The organism is Vibrio vulnificus NBRC 15645 = ATCC 27562 (genome assembly GCF_002224265.1).
Taxonomy (GTDB): Bacteria; Pseudomonadota; Gammaproteobacteria; order Enterobacterales; family Vibrionaceae; genus Vibrio; species Vibrio vulnificus.
The window spans coordinates 1,953,061-1,968,524 of sequence record NZ_CP012881.1 but is presented as its reverse complement, the minus strand read 5'-3'; the positions used below and the strand labels follow the sequence as shown (position 1 = coordinate 1,968,524).

At 45.9% G+C, this 15,464-nt stretch carries 14 protein-coding genes and 1 tRNA gene; 6 read left to right on the top strand and 9 right to left on the bottom strand.

Annotated elements, in window-relative coordinates:
• Window positions 1-66 precede the first annotated feature (66 nt).
• The 6 genes from AOT11_RS09160 to AOT11_RS09135 form a co-directional block, all read right to left on the bottom strand.
• Window positions 67-1,062: a LacI family DNA-binding transcriptional regulator gene (locus tag AOT11_RS09160; protein ID WP_017420017.1), complete on the bottom strand. Its 996-nt coding sequence runs from the start codon at window positions 1,060-1,062 to the stop codon at window positions 67-69.
• Window positions 1,063-1,158: 96 nt separating this feature from the next.
• Window positions 1,159-1,917 carry a chitin disaccharide deacetylase gene (gene chbG / locus AOT11_RS09155; RefSeq protein ID WP_026050236.1) on the bottom strand — a complete coding sequence of 253 codons (759 nt, stop codon included), beginning with the start codon at window positions 1,915-1,917 and terminating at the stop codon, window positions 1,159-1,161.
• Window positions 1,918-1,936: 19 nt separating this feature from the next.
• On the bottom strand, window positions 1,937-3,259 hold the full coding sequence (locus tag AOT11_RS09150; protein WP_017420019.1) for a 6-phospho-beta-glucosidase: 1,323 nt from the start codon (window positions 3,257-3,259) through the stop codon (window positions 1,937-1,939).
• Window positions 3,260-3,268: 9 nt separating this feature from the next.
• Window positions 3,269-3,577: a PTS lactose/cellobiose transporter subunit IIA gene (locus AOT11_RS09145; RefSeq protein WP_026050235.1), complete on the bottom strand. Its 309-nt coding sequence runs from the start codon at window positions 3,575-3,577 to the stop codon at window positions 3,269-3,271.
• 53 nt (window positions 3,578-3,630) lie between these two features.
• The gene (locus tag AOT11_RS09140; protein ID WP_026050234.1) at window positions 3,631-4,962 is read right to left on the bottom strand and encodes a PTS sugar transporter subunit IIC; all 1,332 of its coding nucleotides are present in this window, start codon (window positions 4,960-4,962) and stop codon (window positions 3,631-3,633) included.
• A gap of 88 nt (window positions 4,963-5,050) precedes the next feature.
• Window positions 5,051-5,356 (bottom strand): PTS sugar transporter subunit IIB, encoded by a 306-nt coding sequence (locus AOT11_RS09135; protein ID WP_017420022.1) that lies wholly within the window; start codon window positions 5,354-5,356, stop codon window positions 5,051-5,053.
• 268 nt (window positions 5,357-5,624) lie between these two features.
• Here AOT11_RS09135 and cod point away from each other — a divergent pair, with 268 nt between their 5' ends.
• A complete protein-coding gene (cod, locus tag AOT11_RS09130; RefSeq protein WP_026050233.1) occupies window positions 5,625-6,908 on the top strand; it encodes a chitin oligosaccharide deacetylase in 1,284 nt (427 codons plus the stop codon).
• A 199-nt stretch (window positions 6,909-7,107) separates the two neighbouring features.
• Window positions 7,108-7,239: a hypothetical protein gene (locus AOT11_RS23985; protein WP_017420024.1), complete on the top strand. Its 132-nt coding sequence runs from the start codon at window positions 7,108-7,110 to the stop codon at window positions 7,237-7,239.
• A gap of 18 nt (window positions 7,240-7,257) precedes the next feature.
• On the opposite strand, the gene AOT11_RS09125 is transcribed toward AOT11_RS23985, so the two are convergent.
• Window positions 7,258-7,342, bottom strand: a tRNA-Leu gene (locus tag AOT11_RS09125).
• Between the two features lie 188 nt (window positions 7,343-7,530).
• On the opposite strand from AOT11_RS09125, the gene AOT11_RS09120 reads away from it, so the two are divergent.
• Window positions 7,531-8,007 carry an RDD family protein gene (locus tag AOT11_RS09120; RefSeq protein ID WP_017420025.1) on the top strand — a complete coding sequence of 159 codons (477 nt, stop codon included), beginning with the start codon at window positions 7,531-7,533 and terminating at the stop codon, window positions 8,005-8,007.
• Between the two features lie 101 nt (window positions 8,008-8,108).
• Here the strand turns inward: AOT11_RS09120 and lptG are convergent, their stop codons facing one another.
• Complete coding sequence (gene lptG / locus AOT11_RS09115; RefSeq protein WP_017420026.1) at window positions 8,109-9,182, bottom strand: LPS export ABC transporter permease LptG; 1,074 nt, start codon at window positions 9,180-9,182, stop codon at window positions 8,109-8,111.
• 3 nt (window positions 9,183-9,185) lie between these two features.
• Entirely contained in the window at window positions 9,186-10,286 is a 1,101-nt protein-coding gene (gene lptF / locus AOT11_RS09110) for an LPS export ABC transporter permease LptF (protein ID WP_017420027.1), read from the bottom strand.
• A gap of 192 nt (window positions 10,287-10,478) precedes the next feature.
• Here lptF and pepA point away from each other — a divergent pair, with 192 nt between their 5' ends.
• The 3 genes from pepA (at window position 10,479) to AOT11_RS09095 (ending at window position 15,440) form a co-directional block, all read left to right on the top strand.
• The gene (gene pepA, locus AOT11_RS09105) at window positions 10,479-11,987 is read left to right on the top strand and encodes a leucyl aminopeptidase (protein ID WP_011079433.1); all 1,509 of its coding nucleotides are present in this window, start codon (window positions 10,479-10,481) and stop codon (window positions 11,985-11,987) included.
• A 62-nt stretch (window positions 11,988-12,049) separates the two neighbouring features.
• Window positions 12,050-12,499: a DNA polymerase III subunit chi gene (locus AOT11_RS09100; protein ID WP_017420028.1), complete on the top strand. Its 450-nt coding sequence runs from the start codon at window positions 12,050-12,052 to the stop codon at window positions 12,497-12,499.
• An 85-nt stretch (window positions 12,500-12,584) separates the two neighbouring features.
• The gene (locus AOT11_RS09095) at window positions 12,585-15,440 is read left to right on the top strand and encodes a valine--tRNA ligase (RefSeq protein ID WP_017420029.1); all 2,856 of its coding nucleotides are present in this window, start codon (window positions 12,585-12,587) and stop codon (window positions 15,438-15,440) included.
• The last annotated feature ends 24 nt before the right edge of the window (window positions 15,441-15,464 follow it).

The following is a 15,464-nucleotide window of genomic DNA, read 5'->3' as shown; positions in this document are numbered from 1 at the left end:
TCTCTCCTTGTTATGTCTCTTACAAAGATAGTCAACAATTCAACTTACTGCAGGTGTCTGATTCGATTAAATTGTACGGTCTGCATTCCGCCTTTTTAGTATCGGCTGAAAACCGTCTATAGGGGTGAGTGGTTGATCTTTAATGAGATGTATCAAGGTTTGAACCGCCACTTCCGCCATTTCACTAATAGGGAAATGCACCGCTGTCACGGTCGGATAAAGGCTCTCACACAGATCGACACTATCAAAACTGACTATAGATATTTGCTCTGGAACTGCAATTTTCTTCTCATGCAAATATTGCAGTGCACCAATCGTCATTTCTTCACTGCAAGAAAATACCGCCGTCAATCTAGGTTCACGTTCAAGCAAAACTTGCATCGCGCGGTAGCCACTTTTTCGACCATAATCGCCTTCAATGCATAATGCTCTCCCTCCTTGATTCTCTATCTGCTTCATTGCATCTAGATAGCCTTGTTTTCTCAGTTGACTGTTATACCGTTGGCTTGGGCCAGTAATGCAACCGATTTGACGATGTCCTTGGTGAATTAGATGATTCACGGCGATCAAACTAGCCGCTCGATGATCGAAGGTAATACAACGTTCTTCCAATCCTTCGACGTATCTATCTAATAAGACGAACGGTGTTGTTTGCTGAGCTAACTCTCTCAAATCATCATCAGATAAGTAACGGCTGTGCAAGACGTAGCCATCACAACGTAGGTCATGAAAGCGTTGTATTGCATCTCGTTCACCTTGCGCGGAATGGTGCCCTTGAGCGGTGATGAGGAATTTATTGTGTTGATCTAACTCAGTTTGAACACGGTCCATCATTTCTCCGAAGAAACCACCTGTATAGTAGGTAACTAATAGCCCCACCATATTGGAAGAAGATGTGGCCAGTGAACGCGCTATAGCACTTGGTCGGTAGTTGAGTTGCGCCATCGCCCATTCAACTTTCTTCTTGGTTTCTTCTTTAAATTTGCCTTCGCCATTAATAATGCGCGATACGGTAGAGCGGTTTACACCAGCAAGCTCTGCTACATCTTTAATTCTTGCCATTCCTTCAACCCAATTCGAAGCGCTCAGAGCTTCTCCAATAAAAAGTGACTGCCAGCAACTTGAAAGGTGACTAGGGGGCGATGCTGGCAGTCTTAATCATACACAGCTGTGCAGTGGTGCAAAAATCAACTCGGAATAATCCGTGACTTCGATATCATGCTTTCTCAAACTTAGCTTGAGTTCATCACTGGTTAAAATGGCCAGTTCAAGTTCTCTTTGTTTCGCATAACCACTGCAAGCTTCTAGCTCAGTGTCCACGATGGCGGGGTGGCACATCACTTCTACAACGTCATAGTGCTCTTTTAACTTCAACAAGTGTTTTATCAGCGACTCGTGCCCTACTCGCTTGTCATAGAAATGATCGGTGAAGTGATAGCGGCAACCAAACTCTTCTTCACCAGCCAATCCCGTGCTTCGCAGCGGTACTTGATAGGTTCTCGCAATGTCGTAAATGACGGGTTCAAATTGTGGATGAGTATGAGCATGGTGGTGACTATCGATATGGCTCAAGTTCAATCCCAGCGCCAAAAAGTACTCAACTTGTGCCACTGCTTCGTTGTGTATCGCAATAGGATCGTAGTCTCGTCGATGCCAAAATTGCCCATAAGGAGTGAAATCGCCGTCTCTGCCGATTAGGTTTTGCCCTTCCGTTAGCGGTCTCCCCGCAGTGAATCTGAGATGAAGGCCTACTTTTAACTCCGGCAAATGGTTAGCCAACTCAACCGCATGCGCTTCTGCTGGCATGCCAACCATCATCGTAGTTGAGCGCACTACGCCATCTAAATGAGCTTGTACAATGCCATCATTTACCCCTCGCGTGAGGCCAAAATCGTCAGCGTTAAAAATAACTTTCATCTCAGCATCCACCTTATTATTAAAGAGAGGTTAACTTAAACTGCGGTAAGTACTCTGCATTTTCTTGGAGAATATCGTCCAAAATCAGCTTAGCTCTACCAATATCAGGAACCAATGGATTATTCGCTAATGCCATCAAGGCCTGATGGTAATCGCCATGAACAGCAGCTTCGATCGCTAATTGTTCATATGCTTTCACTTGATGTAACAGTCCACTGACTTTTGGTGACAAAGTGCCTATAGCAATCGGCTTAGCTCCCCAACTTCCTACCACTGAACTGCATTCAATCACGGCGTTATCCGGCAACGTATTTATCGCACCATTATTTAAGACGTTAACCACATGGATACTGTTTCGGTTGTTGTAAATCGCATCCACCAAGTTTAGTGACGCATCTGAATAGTACGCCCCACCACGTTGCTCTAACTCTTCAGGTTTATGGTCTAAACTGGGATCTTGATAAAGCTGGAACAACGCTTTTTCAGTTTCCATCACCTGCTCAGCTCGCGTGCCTTTTTCTAACGCGCTTTGCTTCTCTTCAGCCAACATTGCGTCTGTTTGATAAAAGTAGCGATGATAAGGGCAAGGAATGGCCCCTAAGGCTTTTAAGAAGGTGGGATCCCAAGGTTCTTCCCAAATGTTCTTCATGCTGAAATTGGCACCATCACCAACTTTTTCCAACACGGTCTCCGTGATATTTTTTCCGTCTAGCCAAGCGTTATGTACCCATACCAAGTGATTAAGGCCAGCAAACTCAAGCTGCAATTCCTTGGGCTCGCAATCCATCATCTCTGCAATCATCATTTGCATCGAAACTGGCACATTGCATAAGCCAATGCTTTTCACCTTGGAGTACTTACTTACCGCTTCAGAAACCAGCCCTGCTGGATTGGTAAAGTTCAGCATCCAAGCCTCAGGTGCTAACTCTTCGATATCTCGACAAATATCGAGGATTACCGGGATGGTGCGCAGTGCTTTAGCAAAACCACCTGGCCCTGTGGTTTCTTGACCAATCACATCATACTTCAATGGAATGCGCTCATCGCTAGCTCGAGCGGCTAATCCGCCTACACGAAATTGTGTCATGACAAAATCGGCACCCAAGATCGCTTCTCTACGATCAAAGCCTGCTTTGATCTCAATTTTAACGCCAACCTTATCCACCATTCTTTGCGATAACTGACGAATGATCTCCAGTTTTTCTGCACCCGCCTCAATATCGACAAAATGGATTTGCTCTACTGGCAGAAATGCTGCTCTTTTTAATACACCTTCGACTAACTCTGGGGTATAGCTACTGCCTCCCCCGATAATCGCAAGTTTTAGTCCTTTTCTAGACATAAGACTTCCTCATCCAGCCAACTGCTTATGAAGTTCGACCATTTCTACTGCAAGCTCATGAGCCAAGATTGTCGTCATAAGGTGATCCTGTGCATGCACCATGACCAATGTCATAGGCACTTTGCCTTCACCCTGATCTTCTTCAATCAGTTGCGTTTGCACTAGGTGTGACTTGTTCAAACACTCCTTTGCTTGAGCCAGTTTTTCGTCTGCCAATGCAAACTCTTTCTTTCGTGATAATTTCAATGCTTCAAAGCACAAACTTCTTGCTTCACCGGCATTACAAATGATTTCCATCACCACCAGTTCTTGTTCCATTTTTCTCTCCTCCAAAGAGAGGCTGCGACTATGCAGCCTCAAATCTCGATAAATTAAGCGGTAACACCTTGGCCACTGCCTTGTGGCTGCTCTTGAGATTCTGTCGTGGGTTGCTCTTGCTCCAGAATCTGTTTCTCAAACATTTTGAAAAATGGCAGATAGATGAAGAGATCAAGAATTAGTAGCCCAACAACGAGGAGAATCGGCGTAAATGTCCAGCCACTTCCCCATGATGCACCGATGATGGCCGGGGTTGTCCAAGGCGTTGTCGCTACGCCCATGCCAACAAAACCAAACTGAACAGCAAAGTAAGCGATAGTGGCGTTAATCACTGGAGCAAAAACAAATGGTAGGAAGAGAATTGGGTTCATCACCACAGGGCTACCGAAGATAACGGGTTCGTTAATCTGGAAAAGTCCTGGTACCGCACTCATGCGACCAATGCTCTTTAAATGCGCTGAACGGCTGAAAGACATCAACATCACTAGCGCTAATGTCGCACCAGAGCCACCAATAAAGATGTAGAAATCCCAGAATGGTTGAGTAAAGACGTTTGGAACGGGCTGTCCGGCGACGAACGCATCAATGTTTGCACTGATATTCGTTAGGAAGATAGGAGACAGCAGGCCAACAACAATGGCCGCACCGTGAATACCAGCAAACCACAATAGCTGACATACCAACAAGGCACCAATAATAGCAGGAAGTGTATTAGATGCGCTGATCAGAGGTTTAAACATTGCCATAACCGCATCTGGAATCAACATATCGTATTGGGCTTGCACGAATAAACTCAGTGGGTAGAGCGTAATAAAAATTGCTAAGACTGGCAGTAGAACCTCGAAGGATCGTGCAATCGCAGGAGGAACTTGTTCTGGCATTCGAATAGTAATGTTGTGCTTTTTCATAAAGCGATAGAGCTCCACCGCGAAGAAGGCACACATCACTGCAGTGAAGATTCCCGTTCCGCCCATGTGTGCCATCGATAAAGCACCATCTTTAGCTGGTGCTGCCACCAACAAAAAGCACATCAGTGATAACACAGCACTCGTGATGCCATCCATTTTGTAAGCTTTCGCTAAACTGTAAGCGACCCCCAACGAGACAAATATCGTCATGATCCCCATCGACATATTGAAGGGCATCATAATGGTATCGAAGTGCTTAGTAGCAAAATCTAACCACACTCGACCAAAAGTATTAGTGGTATCTTCTGAAAAAGGTGGAAAAGCAAAAATTAAAATAAAACTACCGACTATAATAAATGGCATGGCCACGATAAAACCATCACGCATCGCTCTCACGTGAGGCTGATTACCAACTTTAGCCGCTATTGGAGCAATATATTTTTCAACCACTCCAATTATCGCATCATAAAGCTTCATAGAATCCTTCCTTATTTTTAGACAAAGCAACCATTAGCCATATTTAATATATAGCCTGATTAACTCCTTAAATTTTTACGTTCGCGAATTAGTTAATTAAATCTAGCGCTTGCTGAAGAACTTCATCACCCTTCATCATTCCGTACGCTTGCGGAGAGATCGCCGCAATATTCTTACCATGCTCCTGCGCTGTCTTCTGCAAAGACTCGAGTTGGAATCGCACTTGCGGCCCTAACAGACAAACATCGTATTCTTTAATCGCTTCCTCAAAGGCATTGACCGATAATGCATCAATCTTGCATTCAATCCCTTTGCTCGCGGCAGCTTGCTCCATTTTCTTGACCAGCATACTCGTTGACATGCCCGCACTACAGCATAACAAAATCTTTTTCATTGCTTATTTTCCCTTGTTCAAAATCTGACCTAAAAACTGTAGCAAAATAAATCCATGCAAAAAAGCGCAACCGGTTGCATTGTTCGTGAACGAAATCTCATTTCGAACAATTAACCCTATTTTTAGATTGGCAATCATGGATAGGATAATAACCAAGAAGAGAGCAACGCTTTTGATTAATCGTTATTTAATTAGCGAATATAAAAACATTTCTATCAATATAAAACTAGCAACGTCATTATTAATTAATTTCAAAAAGGATATAAAAATGAAATTAAAAAAACTGGCTTTACTTACTGCTGCGAGTATCGTTATTTCAGGAAGTGCTTTGGCACAAACAAGCCCAAAGGGCACGATTTATTTGACCTTTGATGACGGCCCAATTAACGCGAGCCTTGATGTCATTCGAGTGCTCAATGAAGGCGGAATTAAAGCCACATTCTATTTTAATGCTTGGCACTTAGATGGAATTGGGGATGAAAATGAAGACCGAGCACTTGAGGCGCTCAAGTTGGCTCTCGACTCTGGTCATGTCGTGGGGAACCACAGTTACGACCACATGATCCATAACTGCGTGGAAGAATTTGGCCCAAACAGCGGAGCTGAATGTAATGCAACAGGCAATCATCAAATCAACTCCTATCAAGATCCTGTTTATGATGCCGCAACCTTTGAACAAAACCTTGCGGTTCTGGAGCGCTACTTCCCTTCTATTAGCAGCTACCCGAACTACAAGGGTGATGAGCTTGCTCGTCTTCCCTACACTAACGGCTGGCGTGTGACGAAAAGCTTTAAAGCAGATGGTCTCTGTGCAACATCGGACAATCTAAAACCATGGGAGCCCGGTTATGTTTGTGATCCCGACAACCCTTCAAACAGTGTCAAAGCATCCATTGAAGTACAGAATATGTTGGCCAATAAAGGCTATCAAACACACGGCTGGGATGTGGATTGGGCACCAGAAAACTGGGGAATTGCGATGCCTGCAAACAGCTTAACGGAAGCGGTTCCATTTTTGAGCTATGTTGACGCAGCTTTAAACAGCTGTGCTCCTACCACCATCAATCCGATTAACTCTAAAGCCCAACAATTCCCTTGCGGTACGCCATTACATGCGGACAAAGTGATTGTCTTAACTCATGAATTCTTATTCGAAGATGGCAAACGCGGTATGGGGGCAACACAAAACCTACCGAAACTGGCAGAATTCATCCGTATTGCCAAAGAGGCAGGATACGTCTTTGATACGATGGACAACTACACACCAGAGTGGCAGGTTAATACAACCTACTCAACAGGCGCCTATGTCCTTCATCAAGGGACGGTTTACAAAGCCGTCACCAGCCACACAGCGCAAGCTGATTGGGCCCCCTCAGCAACCTCTAGCCTATGGACCAATGCAGATCCAGCAACAAACTGGATGTTGAATGTGGAGTACGCTCAAGGCGATGTGGTGAGTTACAAAGGAGTACGCTATCTCGTCAATGTTCCGCATGTCTCACAAGTAACGTGGACACCTGACACACAGAACACCTTATTCACAGCTCTATAAGCTGTTCCTGCTATCACAATGTAGATAGTTTGCGCGGAGTCTTCTCCGCGCTTTTTTTGTTTATGTCGGAGAAACGCAACTCGCTTAAGAGCTCAACGAAGTGATTGAAGTATTTTAAATTGAGGTACTTGTGACAAAGTCTGCTTGATTGAACACTTAGTGCTAGAAAAGCGGCGGCATAGGAGAGAAAGCAATACAAATGCAGAAAGAGAGCAAAGAGAGCAAAGAGAGCAAAGAGAGCAAAGAGAGCAAAGAGAGCAAAGAGAGCAAAGAGAGCAAAGAGAGCAAAGAGAGTTTTTCAAAAACCCAAAACGACGAAAGGCCGCTATAAAAGCGACCTTTCTATGTATGGTACCGGTGGGCGGACTTGAACCGCCACTCCCGAAGGAAACGGATTTTGAATCCGTCGTGTATACCAATTTCACCACACCGGCATCTTTAGGCTATTGCCTTTCGATGCTTGGCATTATACGTAAGCTTTTCGGTTGTGCAAGAGCAAAAGATTGAAATAATTACCGTTTGCCTAAGTTTTCGCCACAAATGAACACAGTGTGCTCTAGCTCTCTTTTCTTCATAGGGTTGAATCTATATCCTGACGCACAATTTGAATGGTAAGTGAACGATGATGACTACAACAACATTACCGCCTGCTGGGCTTTTTCGTCGCCTTGCGGCACTTTTTTATGACGCTTTGATTATTATTGCTTTAGAAATGATGGCGGCCGGGGTCGTGATGGCCATCCTGTTTGCACTGAATGGGATGGGCTTGATCAGTTATGGCGAATATGTGGATGCCGCTGATTTACTCAGCCGACACCCAATCATCAGCCCGCTCTTTACTTTCTATCTTGCCGCTGTATGGATCTACTTCTTAGTCTATTTTTGGACTCGAGCAGGCCAAACGCTTGGAATGCGAGCATGGAAGATTCAAGTACGTAATCACGACGGTTCGATGATTACCTCAACTCAAGCTCTAATACGCATTGCCACTTCTGCGTTTGGTTTGGCAAATTTCACTGTACCAATCGACCCGAAGAAAAGGGGCTTTCACGACATTTGGGCCAAAACGGAAGTCGTTTTGCTTCCTAAAGTAAGATAATCCAAAACCGATCAATCTAGGCGCTCGAGTTAAAAACACAATAAAAAATGGAAGGCATATTGCCTTCCATCTTCTTTTCTTTCGCAAGTCAATCCCATTATTTATTGCAGTTTTCGGTTCAACAACATCACTGCAACGATAAAGAACACAATGCTCGGAGCCACTGCCCCAAACACTGGTGGAATACCATACACCAACGTCAAAGGCCCAAAGAACTCGCTGGAAATGTAAAAAGCAAAACCCGCAATCACACCTGAGATCACTCTCGCCCCCATAGTGACACTTCGAAGCGGACCAAACACAAATGACAATGCCATCAACATCATCACTGCAATCGAAATGGGCTGAGTCAACTTACGCCAAAACGCTAACTCGTAGCGAGAAGCATCTTGCTCGGAGGCTTTGAGATAGGTCACATAGTCATAAAGGCCACTAAGAGAAAGCTCTTCCGGTTTTACCGTCACAACAGCTAACTTATCGGGAGCCAATGAGGTTTCCCATTCCATCTGCTCTAATGAATGTTTGGAAATGACTTTCTCATCTTGCATATCGGTTATTTGCACGTAACGCATCAACCAGCGATTGTCTTGTTGGTAATCAACCTCTTCGGCAAAAATGACCGATTGCAGCTTCTTATTCTGGTCAAACTTCCACATGTTAAGCCCGTAGAGCTTGTCCTCATCTACCTTACCGATAAAGATAAAATCATTAGCATCTTTGGCCCAGACACCACTGCGCACGGAAACAATACTACCGCCAGATAAGGCAAATGAACGCAAATCGCGGGCCATTTTCTGTGCGTCTGGTGCGCCCCATTGACCCAGAGCCATCACCACCAGCATTAACGGTACTGCGGTTTTTAACACGGAGACGCCGATATCCAGCTTAGAAAAACCAGCAGCCTGCATCACCACCAATTCTGAACTTGACGCCAGCATGCCAAGCCCAATCAGAGCACCAAGCAAGGCGGCCATTGGGAAAAACATTTCGATATCGCGAGGAATGCTCAAAACAACAAAGTACAGCGCATGCAAGAGGTCATATGTCCCTTTGCCCACTTTACGCAATTGCTCAACATACTTAATGATGCCAGAAAGGCCAACAAAGGTGACCAATACCAAAGAGGTGGTTGCTACGATCGTTCTACCGATGTAAAGGTCTAAAATTTTAAACACGATTTACGCTAGCCTCTTCTTTCTAAAATTGTCTTTGATTCGTCTAACGGCAACGCTGTCCATGAAATTCGCCATAATCGCCACCAGCAGTAGCAAACCATTAATAGGCCACATACCAATCGAGGCAGAAATATCCCCCTCTTCCAACGCAGATTTCGTTGCACTGATCGACAAGAAATACGCAAGATAAATAAGGATAGCCGGCCCCATTTTGGCAAATCGCCCTTGACGCGGGTTCACCGCTGAAAGTGGGATAACCAGCATGGTCAGTAGAGGGATACAAACGAATAGGGAAACTCGCCATTGCAGTTCAGCTTGCGCTTCTGGGTCAGGATGACCAATCAGCTCTAGCGTTGGAATCGCATCCCAATCTCGCCCTCGCTGTTTGACAGAACGTTGACCAATTAAACCATCGTACTGTTCAAATTCCGTGATCATGTACTCTACGCGAGTTGGCACGCCTTCGTAGCGTGTCCCTTGCTTCATAGAGATGATCTGACGACCATCAGACAGCTCTTTCACCTCACCGCCATTAGCGAACATCACGCTCGGTAGAATGGAATCTCTGGGCATAAGCTGTGCGACAAACACATTAGACAGCTGTTTATCTTTAATATCATCAATGAAAACCACCGAAGAGCGATCAGGAGTGAACTGAAATTGGCCTTTCTTTAATAAATCGACACTATTTTCAGCCGCCACCTGTTCGGTCAGTTGCTCAACACGGTCCATCGACCAAGGAGACAACCACAATGAGTTGAACGCAGCCACGCCGGAGGTGATCACTGCCAAGTACAATGCAGCTTGAATCAGGAACTTATTGCCAATACCCGTGGCGTTCATCACCACGATTTCACTTTCCGCGTAAAGTCGACCAAAGGTAATCAAAATACCGATATACAGACTGAGTGGTAGCATTAACAGTCCCATCGATGGCATGTTCAACGCGACAATCGACATGATCAAACTGGCCGGAATATCGCCATCCGACGCATCTGCTAACACACTAATGAACTGCTGGCTGAGAAACACCAAAAAAAGTACGAAAAAGATCGCAAATTGGCTCTTGAGTGTTTCGCGGATCAAATATCTAACAATAATCACGCTGAAATTACCTATACAAAACTTGTTTTTTTGGTCGAATCACTATAATTTCCCGTTGAACCTTTTATTTTTCAAAAAAACTGACTAAATGTTAATCTGTAACTTACAGAGTAGACCGAGAATAGAATTCAACAAGTAAGCGGTCATTATCTAACATTTAGAACTATTTGTCTTCAGGATGTAGGAGTACGCATGGAGTTCAGTGTAAAAAGTGGCAGTCCAGAGAAACAACGTAGCGCATGTATCGTTGTTGGTGTGTTTGAACCACGTCGCCTTTCTCCAGTAGCCGAACAACTCGATAAAATCAGTGACGGTTACATCAGTTCACTACTTCGCCGTGGTGATCTAGAAGGTAAACCAGGTCAGATGCTACTGCTGCATCAAGTTCCAGGTGTGCTTTCTGAACGTGTTCTTTTAGTTGGTTGCGGTAAAGAGCGTGAGCTTGGTGAACGCCAATATAAAGAGATCATTCAGAAAACCATCAATACACTTAACGAAACAGGCTCTATGGAAGCGGTGTGCTTCCTAACTGAACTGCACGTTAAAGGCCGTGACACGTACTGGAAAGTGCGCCAAGCGGTTGAAGCAACGAAAGATGGCCTGTATACCTTTGATCAATTCAAGAGCGTGAAGCCAGAAACACGTCGCCCACTACGTAAGCTCGTCTTCAACGTACCAACTCGTCGTGAACTGAACCTGGGTGAGAAAGCCATCACTCACGGTTTGGCGATTGCTTCAGGCGTGAAAGCCTGTAAAGACCTTGGCAACATGCCACCAAACATCGCAAACCCAGCTTACCTCGCCTCTCAAGCGCGTCGTCTAGCGGATGACTACGAAACCATCACCACCAAAATCATTGGTGAGCAAGAGATGGAAAAACTGGGTATGTCTTCTTACCTCGCGGTCGGTCGCGGTTCGAAAAATGAATCGATGATGTCTATCATCGAATACAAAGGCCATCCAGATTCAGAAGCCAAACCGATTGTTCTTGTCGGTAAAGGCCTAACATTCGATTCAGGCGGTATTTCACTGAAACCAGGCGAAGGCATGGATGAAATGAAATACGACATGTGTGGCGCAGCCTCCGTATTCGGCACGATGAAAGCGCTGGCAAAACTGAACCTACCAGTCAACGTGATTGGCGTGCTTGCTGGTTGTGAAAACATGCCAGGCAGCAACGCTTACCGTCCAGGTGATATCCTAACGACTATGTCAGGTCAAACCGTAGAAGTACTCAATACCGATGCAGAAGGTCGTTTGGTACTGTGTGATGCACTGACTTACGTTGAGCGTTTTGAGCCTGACTGCGTGGTTGACGTTGCGACGCTCACTGGCGCTTGTGTTATTGCATTGGGTCACCACATTACTGGTGTTCTGTCTAACCACAATCCTCTTGCTCACGAGCTCGTCAATGCTTCTGAACAATCTAGCGATCGTGCTTGGCGCCTACCAATGGCGGATGAATACCATGAACAGCTAAAGAGCCCATTTGCCGACATGGCAAACATTGGTGGCCGTCCTGGTGGCACCATCACTGCAGCATGCTTCTTGTCTAAATTTGCTAAGAAATACAACTGGGCACACCTAGACATCGCAGGCACAGCATGGAAGTCTGGCGCAGCCAAAGGGTCGACGGGTCGTCCTGTCTCTATGCTGGTCCAATTCCTGCTAAATCGCAGTGGCCAAGAGACTGAAGAATAATTCAAGTCAATGTAAAAAGGGCCGCAAGGCCCTTTTTTCATCGCCAAAGAGACGAACAAGACATGCAAAGAGCTACGTTTTACATTGTCCGAGAACACACTCCACAAGCAACGCCGGAAGGTCTTGCTCACTATGTGGTGTTCCTTGCCCACCATTTTGCCAAGCAAGGGGCGAAGGTGTATCTCAATGGAGAAAGTAAACAGCACGCAGAGCAAATTGCAGAATACTTTTGGCAAGTTGAGCCCGCTCAGTTTGTTGCGCATAATTTGGTCGGCGAAGGCCCCAAATACGCCACCAATATTGAGATAGGTCACGAAGGTGTCAAGCCAAGCTGGAACCGCCAACTGGTAATAAATTTGGCGAAAAATGAGACAACCTTTGCGAACAAGTTTGCTGAGGTGGTAGACTTCGTCCCTTGCGAAGAAAAAGCTAAACAGCTCGCGCGAGAAAGGTATAAAATCTACCGTCAAGCAGGTTACCAACTGCAAACAATCGAAATTGAACACAACTAGCGGTCAATCCTTATAGTTAAGCTCTCCCAATAGAGAGTTCACTTATAAAGATTGACCTAGATTAACTTAACCAGATTAAGCTCCCATGGAAAAAACATACAACCCAACCTCAATCGAACAAGATCTGTATAAGACTTGGGAAGAGCAAGGCTACTTTAAGCCACACGGTGACACGTCAAAAGAATCATACAGCATCATGATCCCGCCACCGAACGTCACTGGTAGCCTACATATGGGCCACGCGTTCCAAGATACGATCATGGATACACTGATCCGTTGTGAGCGTATGAAAGGTAAAAATACCCTTTGGCAAGTCGGTACTGACCACGCTGGTATTGCTACTCAGATGGTTGTTGAGCGTAAGATCGCTGCAGAAGAAGGCAAAACCAAACACGATTACGGCCGCGAAGCCTTCATCGACAAAATCTGGGAATGGAAAGGCGAATCAGGCGGCACGATTACTAAGCAGCTTCGTCGTCTTGGCGCATCAGTAGACTGGGATCGTGAGCGCTTCACCATGGATGAAGGCCTGTCTAACGCCGTTCAGGAAGTATTCGTTCGTCTATACGAAGATGACCTCATCTACCGCGGTAAGCGCCTAGTTAACTGGGACCCTAAACTGCACACAGCGATCTCAGATCTAGAAGTAGAGAACAAAGACACCAAAGGGCACATGTGGCACTTCCGCTACCCACTAGCCGATGGCGTTAAAACAGCAGATGGCAAAGATTACATCGTTGTTGCAACAACTCGTCCAGAAACCATGCTAGGCGATACGGGTGTGGCAGTTAACCCAGAAGATCCACGTTACAAAGATCTGATCGGTAAAGACATCATCCTGCCTATCGTTGATCGCCGTATCCCTATCGTGGGCGATGAGCACGCCGATATGGAAAAAGGGACTGGCTGTGTGAAAATCACCCCAGCGCACGACTTCAACGACTACGAAGTGGGTAAGCGCCACCAGCTACCAATGATCAACATTCTGACGTTTGATGCCAACATCCGTGATGCGGCAGAAGTGTTCACGACCAACGGTGAAGCAAGCGACGCTTACAGCACAGAGCTACCAGCTAAGTACCACGGTATGGAGCGTTTTGCAGCGCGTAAAGCGATCGTGGCGGAGTTCGATGAACTGGGTCTGCTTGAAGAAGTGAAAGATCACGATCTACAAGTGCCTTACGGCGACCGTGGTGGTGTGGTTATCGAACCAATGCTGACTGACCAATGGTACGTGCGTACTGCGCCTCTAGCGAAAACAGCGGTTGAAGCCGTAGAAAATGGCGACATCCAATTCGTGCCTAAGCAATACGAAAACATGTACTTCTCTTGGATGCGTGACGTTCAAGACTGGTGTATCTCTCGTCAACTATGGTGGGGTCACCGTATTCCTGCTTGGTACGATAACCAAGGCAATGTTTACGTCGGTCGCAGCGAAGAAGAAGTTCGTCAAAACCACAACCTAGAGTCTGTGATTGAACTACACCAAGACGAAGACGTACTGGATACCTGGTTCTCTTCTGCACTATGGACGTTCGGCACGCAAGGCTGGCCTGAGCAAACTGACGATCTGAAAGTCTTCCACCCTTCAGACGTACTCGTGACTGGTTTCGACATCATCTTCTTCTGGGTTGCGCGCATGATCATGATGACCATGCACTTCGTCAAAGACGAAAACGGCAAACCACAAGTTCCATTCAAAACCGTTTACGTTACCGGTCTGATCCGTGACGAAAACGGCGACAAGATGTCTAAGTCGAAAGGTAACGTACTTGACCCAATCGACATGATCGATGGTATCGACCTAGAGTCTCTAGTAGAGAAGCGTTGTGGCAACATGATGCAGCCTCAGCTAGCAGCGAAGATCGAGAAAAACACGCGTAAAACGTTTGAAAACGGTATCGAAGCCTACGGTACTGACGCACTACGTTTCACTCTTGCTGCAATGGCATCAACAGGTCGCGATATCAACTGGGATATGAAGCGTCTTGAAGGTTACCGTAACTTCTGTAACAAGCTATGGAACGCAAGCCGTTACGTAATGATGAACACAGAAGAGCAAGATTGTGGCTTTGCCGCAGGTGAGATCGAATACTCACTAGCGGACAAGTGGATCGAGTCTCAGTTTGAACTGGCAGCGAAAGCATTCAACAACCATATCGACAACTACCGTCTCGATATGGCGGCAAACACGCTGTACGAATTCATCTGGAACCAATTCTGTGACTGGTACCTAGAGCTGACCAAACCAGTTTTATGGAAAGGTACTGAAGCGCAACAACGCGGTACTCGCCGTACACTCATCACAGTGCTTGAGAAAACGCTACGTCTCGCTCACCCAGTGATTCCTTACATCACCGAAACGATCTGGCAAAGCATCAAGCCACTCGTAGACGGTGTTGAAGGCGAGACAATCATGTTGCAATCTCTGCCTCAATACGATGAAGCGAACTTCAACCAAGAAGCGCTAGACGACATCGAATGGGTGAAAGCGTTCATTACTAGCATCCGTAACCTACGTGCTGAATACGATATCAACCCAGGTAAACCACTGGAAGTGATGCTAAAAGCCGACGAGAAAGATGCAGCGCGCCTAGAAGCGAACAAACAAGTATTGATGTCACTAGCGAAACTTGAGTCAGTTCGTGTGTTGGCTGCAGGCGAAAAAACACCAGCCTGTGCAACAGCACTTGTGGCGAAATCTGAGCTGATGATCCCAATGGCGGGTTTGATCGACAAAGATGCAGAGCTTGCTCGTTTGGATAAAGAAGTCGCGAAGACGCAAGGTGAAATCAAACGCATCGAAGGTAAGCTGGGTAACGAAGGTTTCGTCGCCAAAGCCCCTGAAGCGGTTATCGCGAAAGAGCGTGAGAAACTGGAAGGCTACCAAGAAACCTTGGCAAAACTTGAAGAACAAAAAGCGACCATCGCGGCACTGTAATTCGAGTTAGCTTCATAAAAACTA

Bases quoted from the DNA above. Each gene is read 5' to 3' on its own strand.
- pepA (WP_011079433.1), top strand. From the start codon at position 10,479: ATGGAGTTCAGTGTAAAAAGTGGCAGTCCAGAGAAACAACGTAGCGCA.
- AOT11_RS09160 (WP_017420017.1), bottom strand. From the start codon at position 1,062: ATGGCAAGAATTAAAGATGTAGCAGAGCTTGCTGGTGTAAACCGCTCT.
- AOT11_RS09135 (WP_017420022.1), bottom strand. From the start codon at position 5,356: ATGAAAAAGATTTTGTTATGCTGTAGTGCGGGCATGTCAACGAGTATG.
- AOT11_RS09120 (WP_017420025.1), top strand. From the start codon at position 7,531: ATGATGACTACAACAACATTACCGCCTGCTGGGCTTTTTCGTCGCCTT.
- AOT11_RS09145 (WP_026050235.1), bottom strand. From the start codon at position 3,577: ATGGAACAAGAACTGGTGGTGATGGAAATCATTTGTAATGCCGGTGAA.
- cod (WP_026050233.1), top strand. From the start codon at position 5,625: ATGAAATTAAAAAAACTGGCTTTACTTACTGCTGCGAGTATCGTTATT.
- AOT11_RS09100 (WP_017420028.1), top strand. From the start codon at position 12,050: ATGCAAAGAGCTACGTTTTACATTGTCCGAGAACACACTCCACAAGCA.
- AOT11_RS09140 (WP_026050234.1), bottom strand. From the start codon at position 4,962: ATGAAGCTTTATGATGCGATAATTGGAGTGGTTGAAAAATATATTGCT.
- AOT11_RS23985 (WP_017420024.1), top strand. From the start codon at position 7,108: ATGCAGAAAGAGAGCAAAGAGAGCAAAGAGAGCAAAGAGAGCAAAGAG.
- AOT11_RS09095 (WP_017420029.1), top strand. From the start codon at position 12,585: ATGGAAAAAACATACAACCCAACCTCAATCGAACAAGATCTGTATAAG.
- chbG (WP_026050236.1), bottom strand. From the start codon at position 1,917: ATGAAAGTTATTTTTAACGCTGACGATTTTGGCCTCACGCGAGGGGTA.
- AOT11_RS09150 (WP_017420019.1), bottom strand. From the start codon at position 3,259: ATGTCTAGAAAAGGACTAAAACTTGCGATTATCGGGGGAGGCAGTAGC.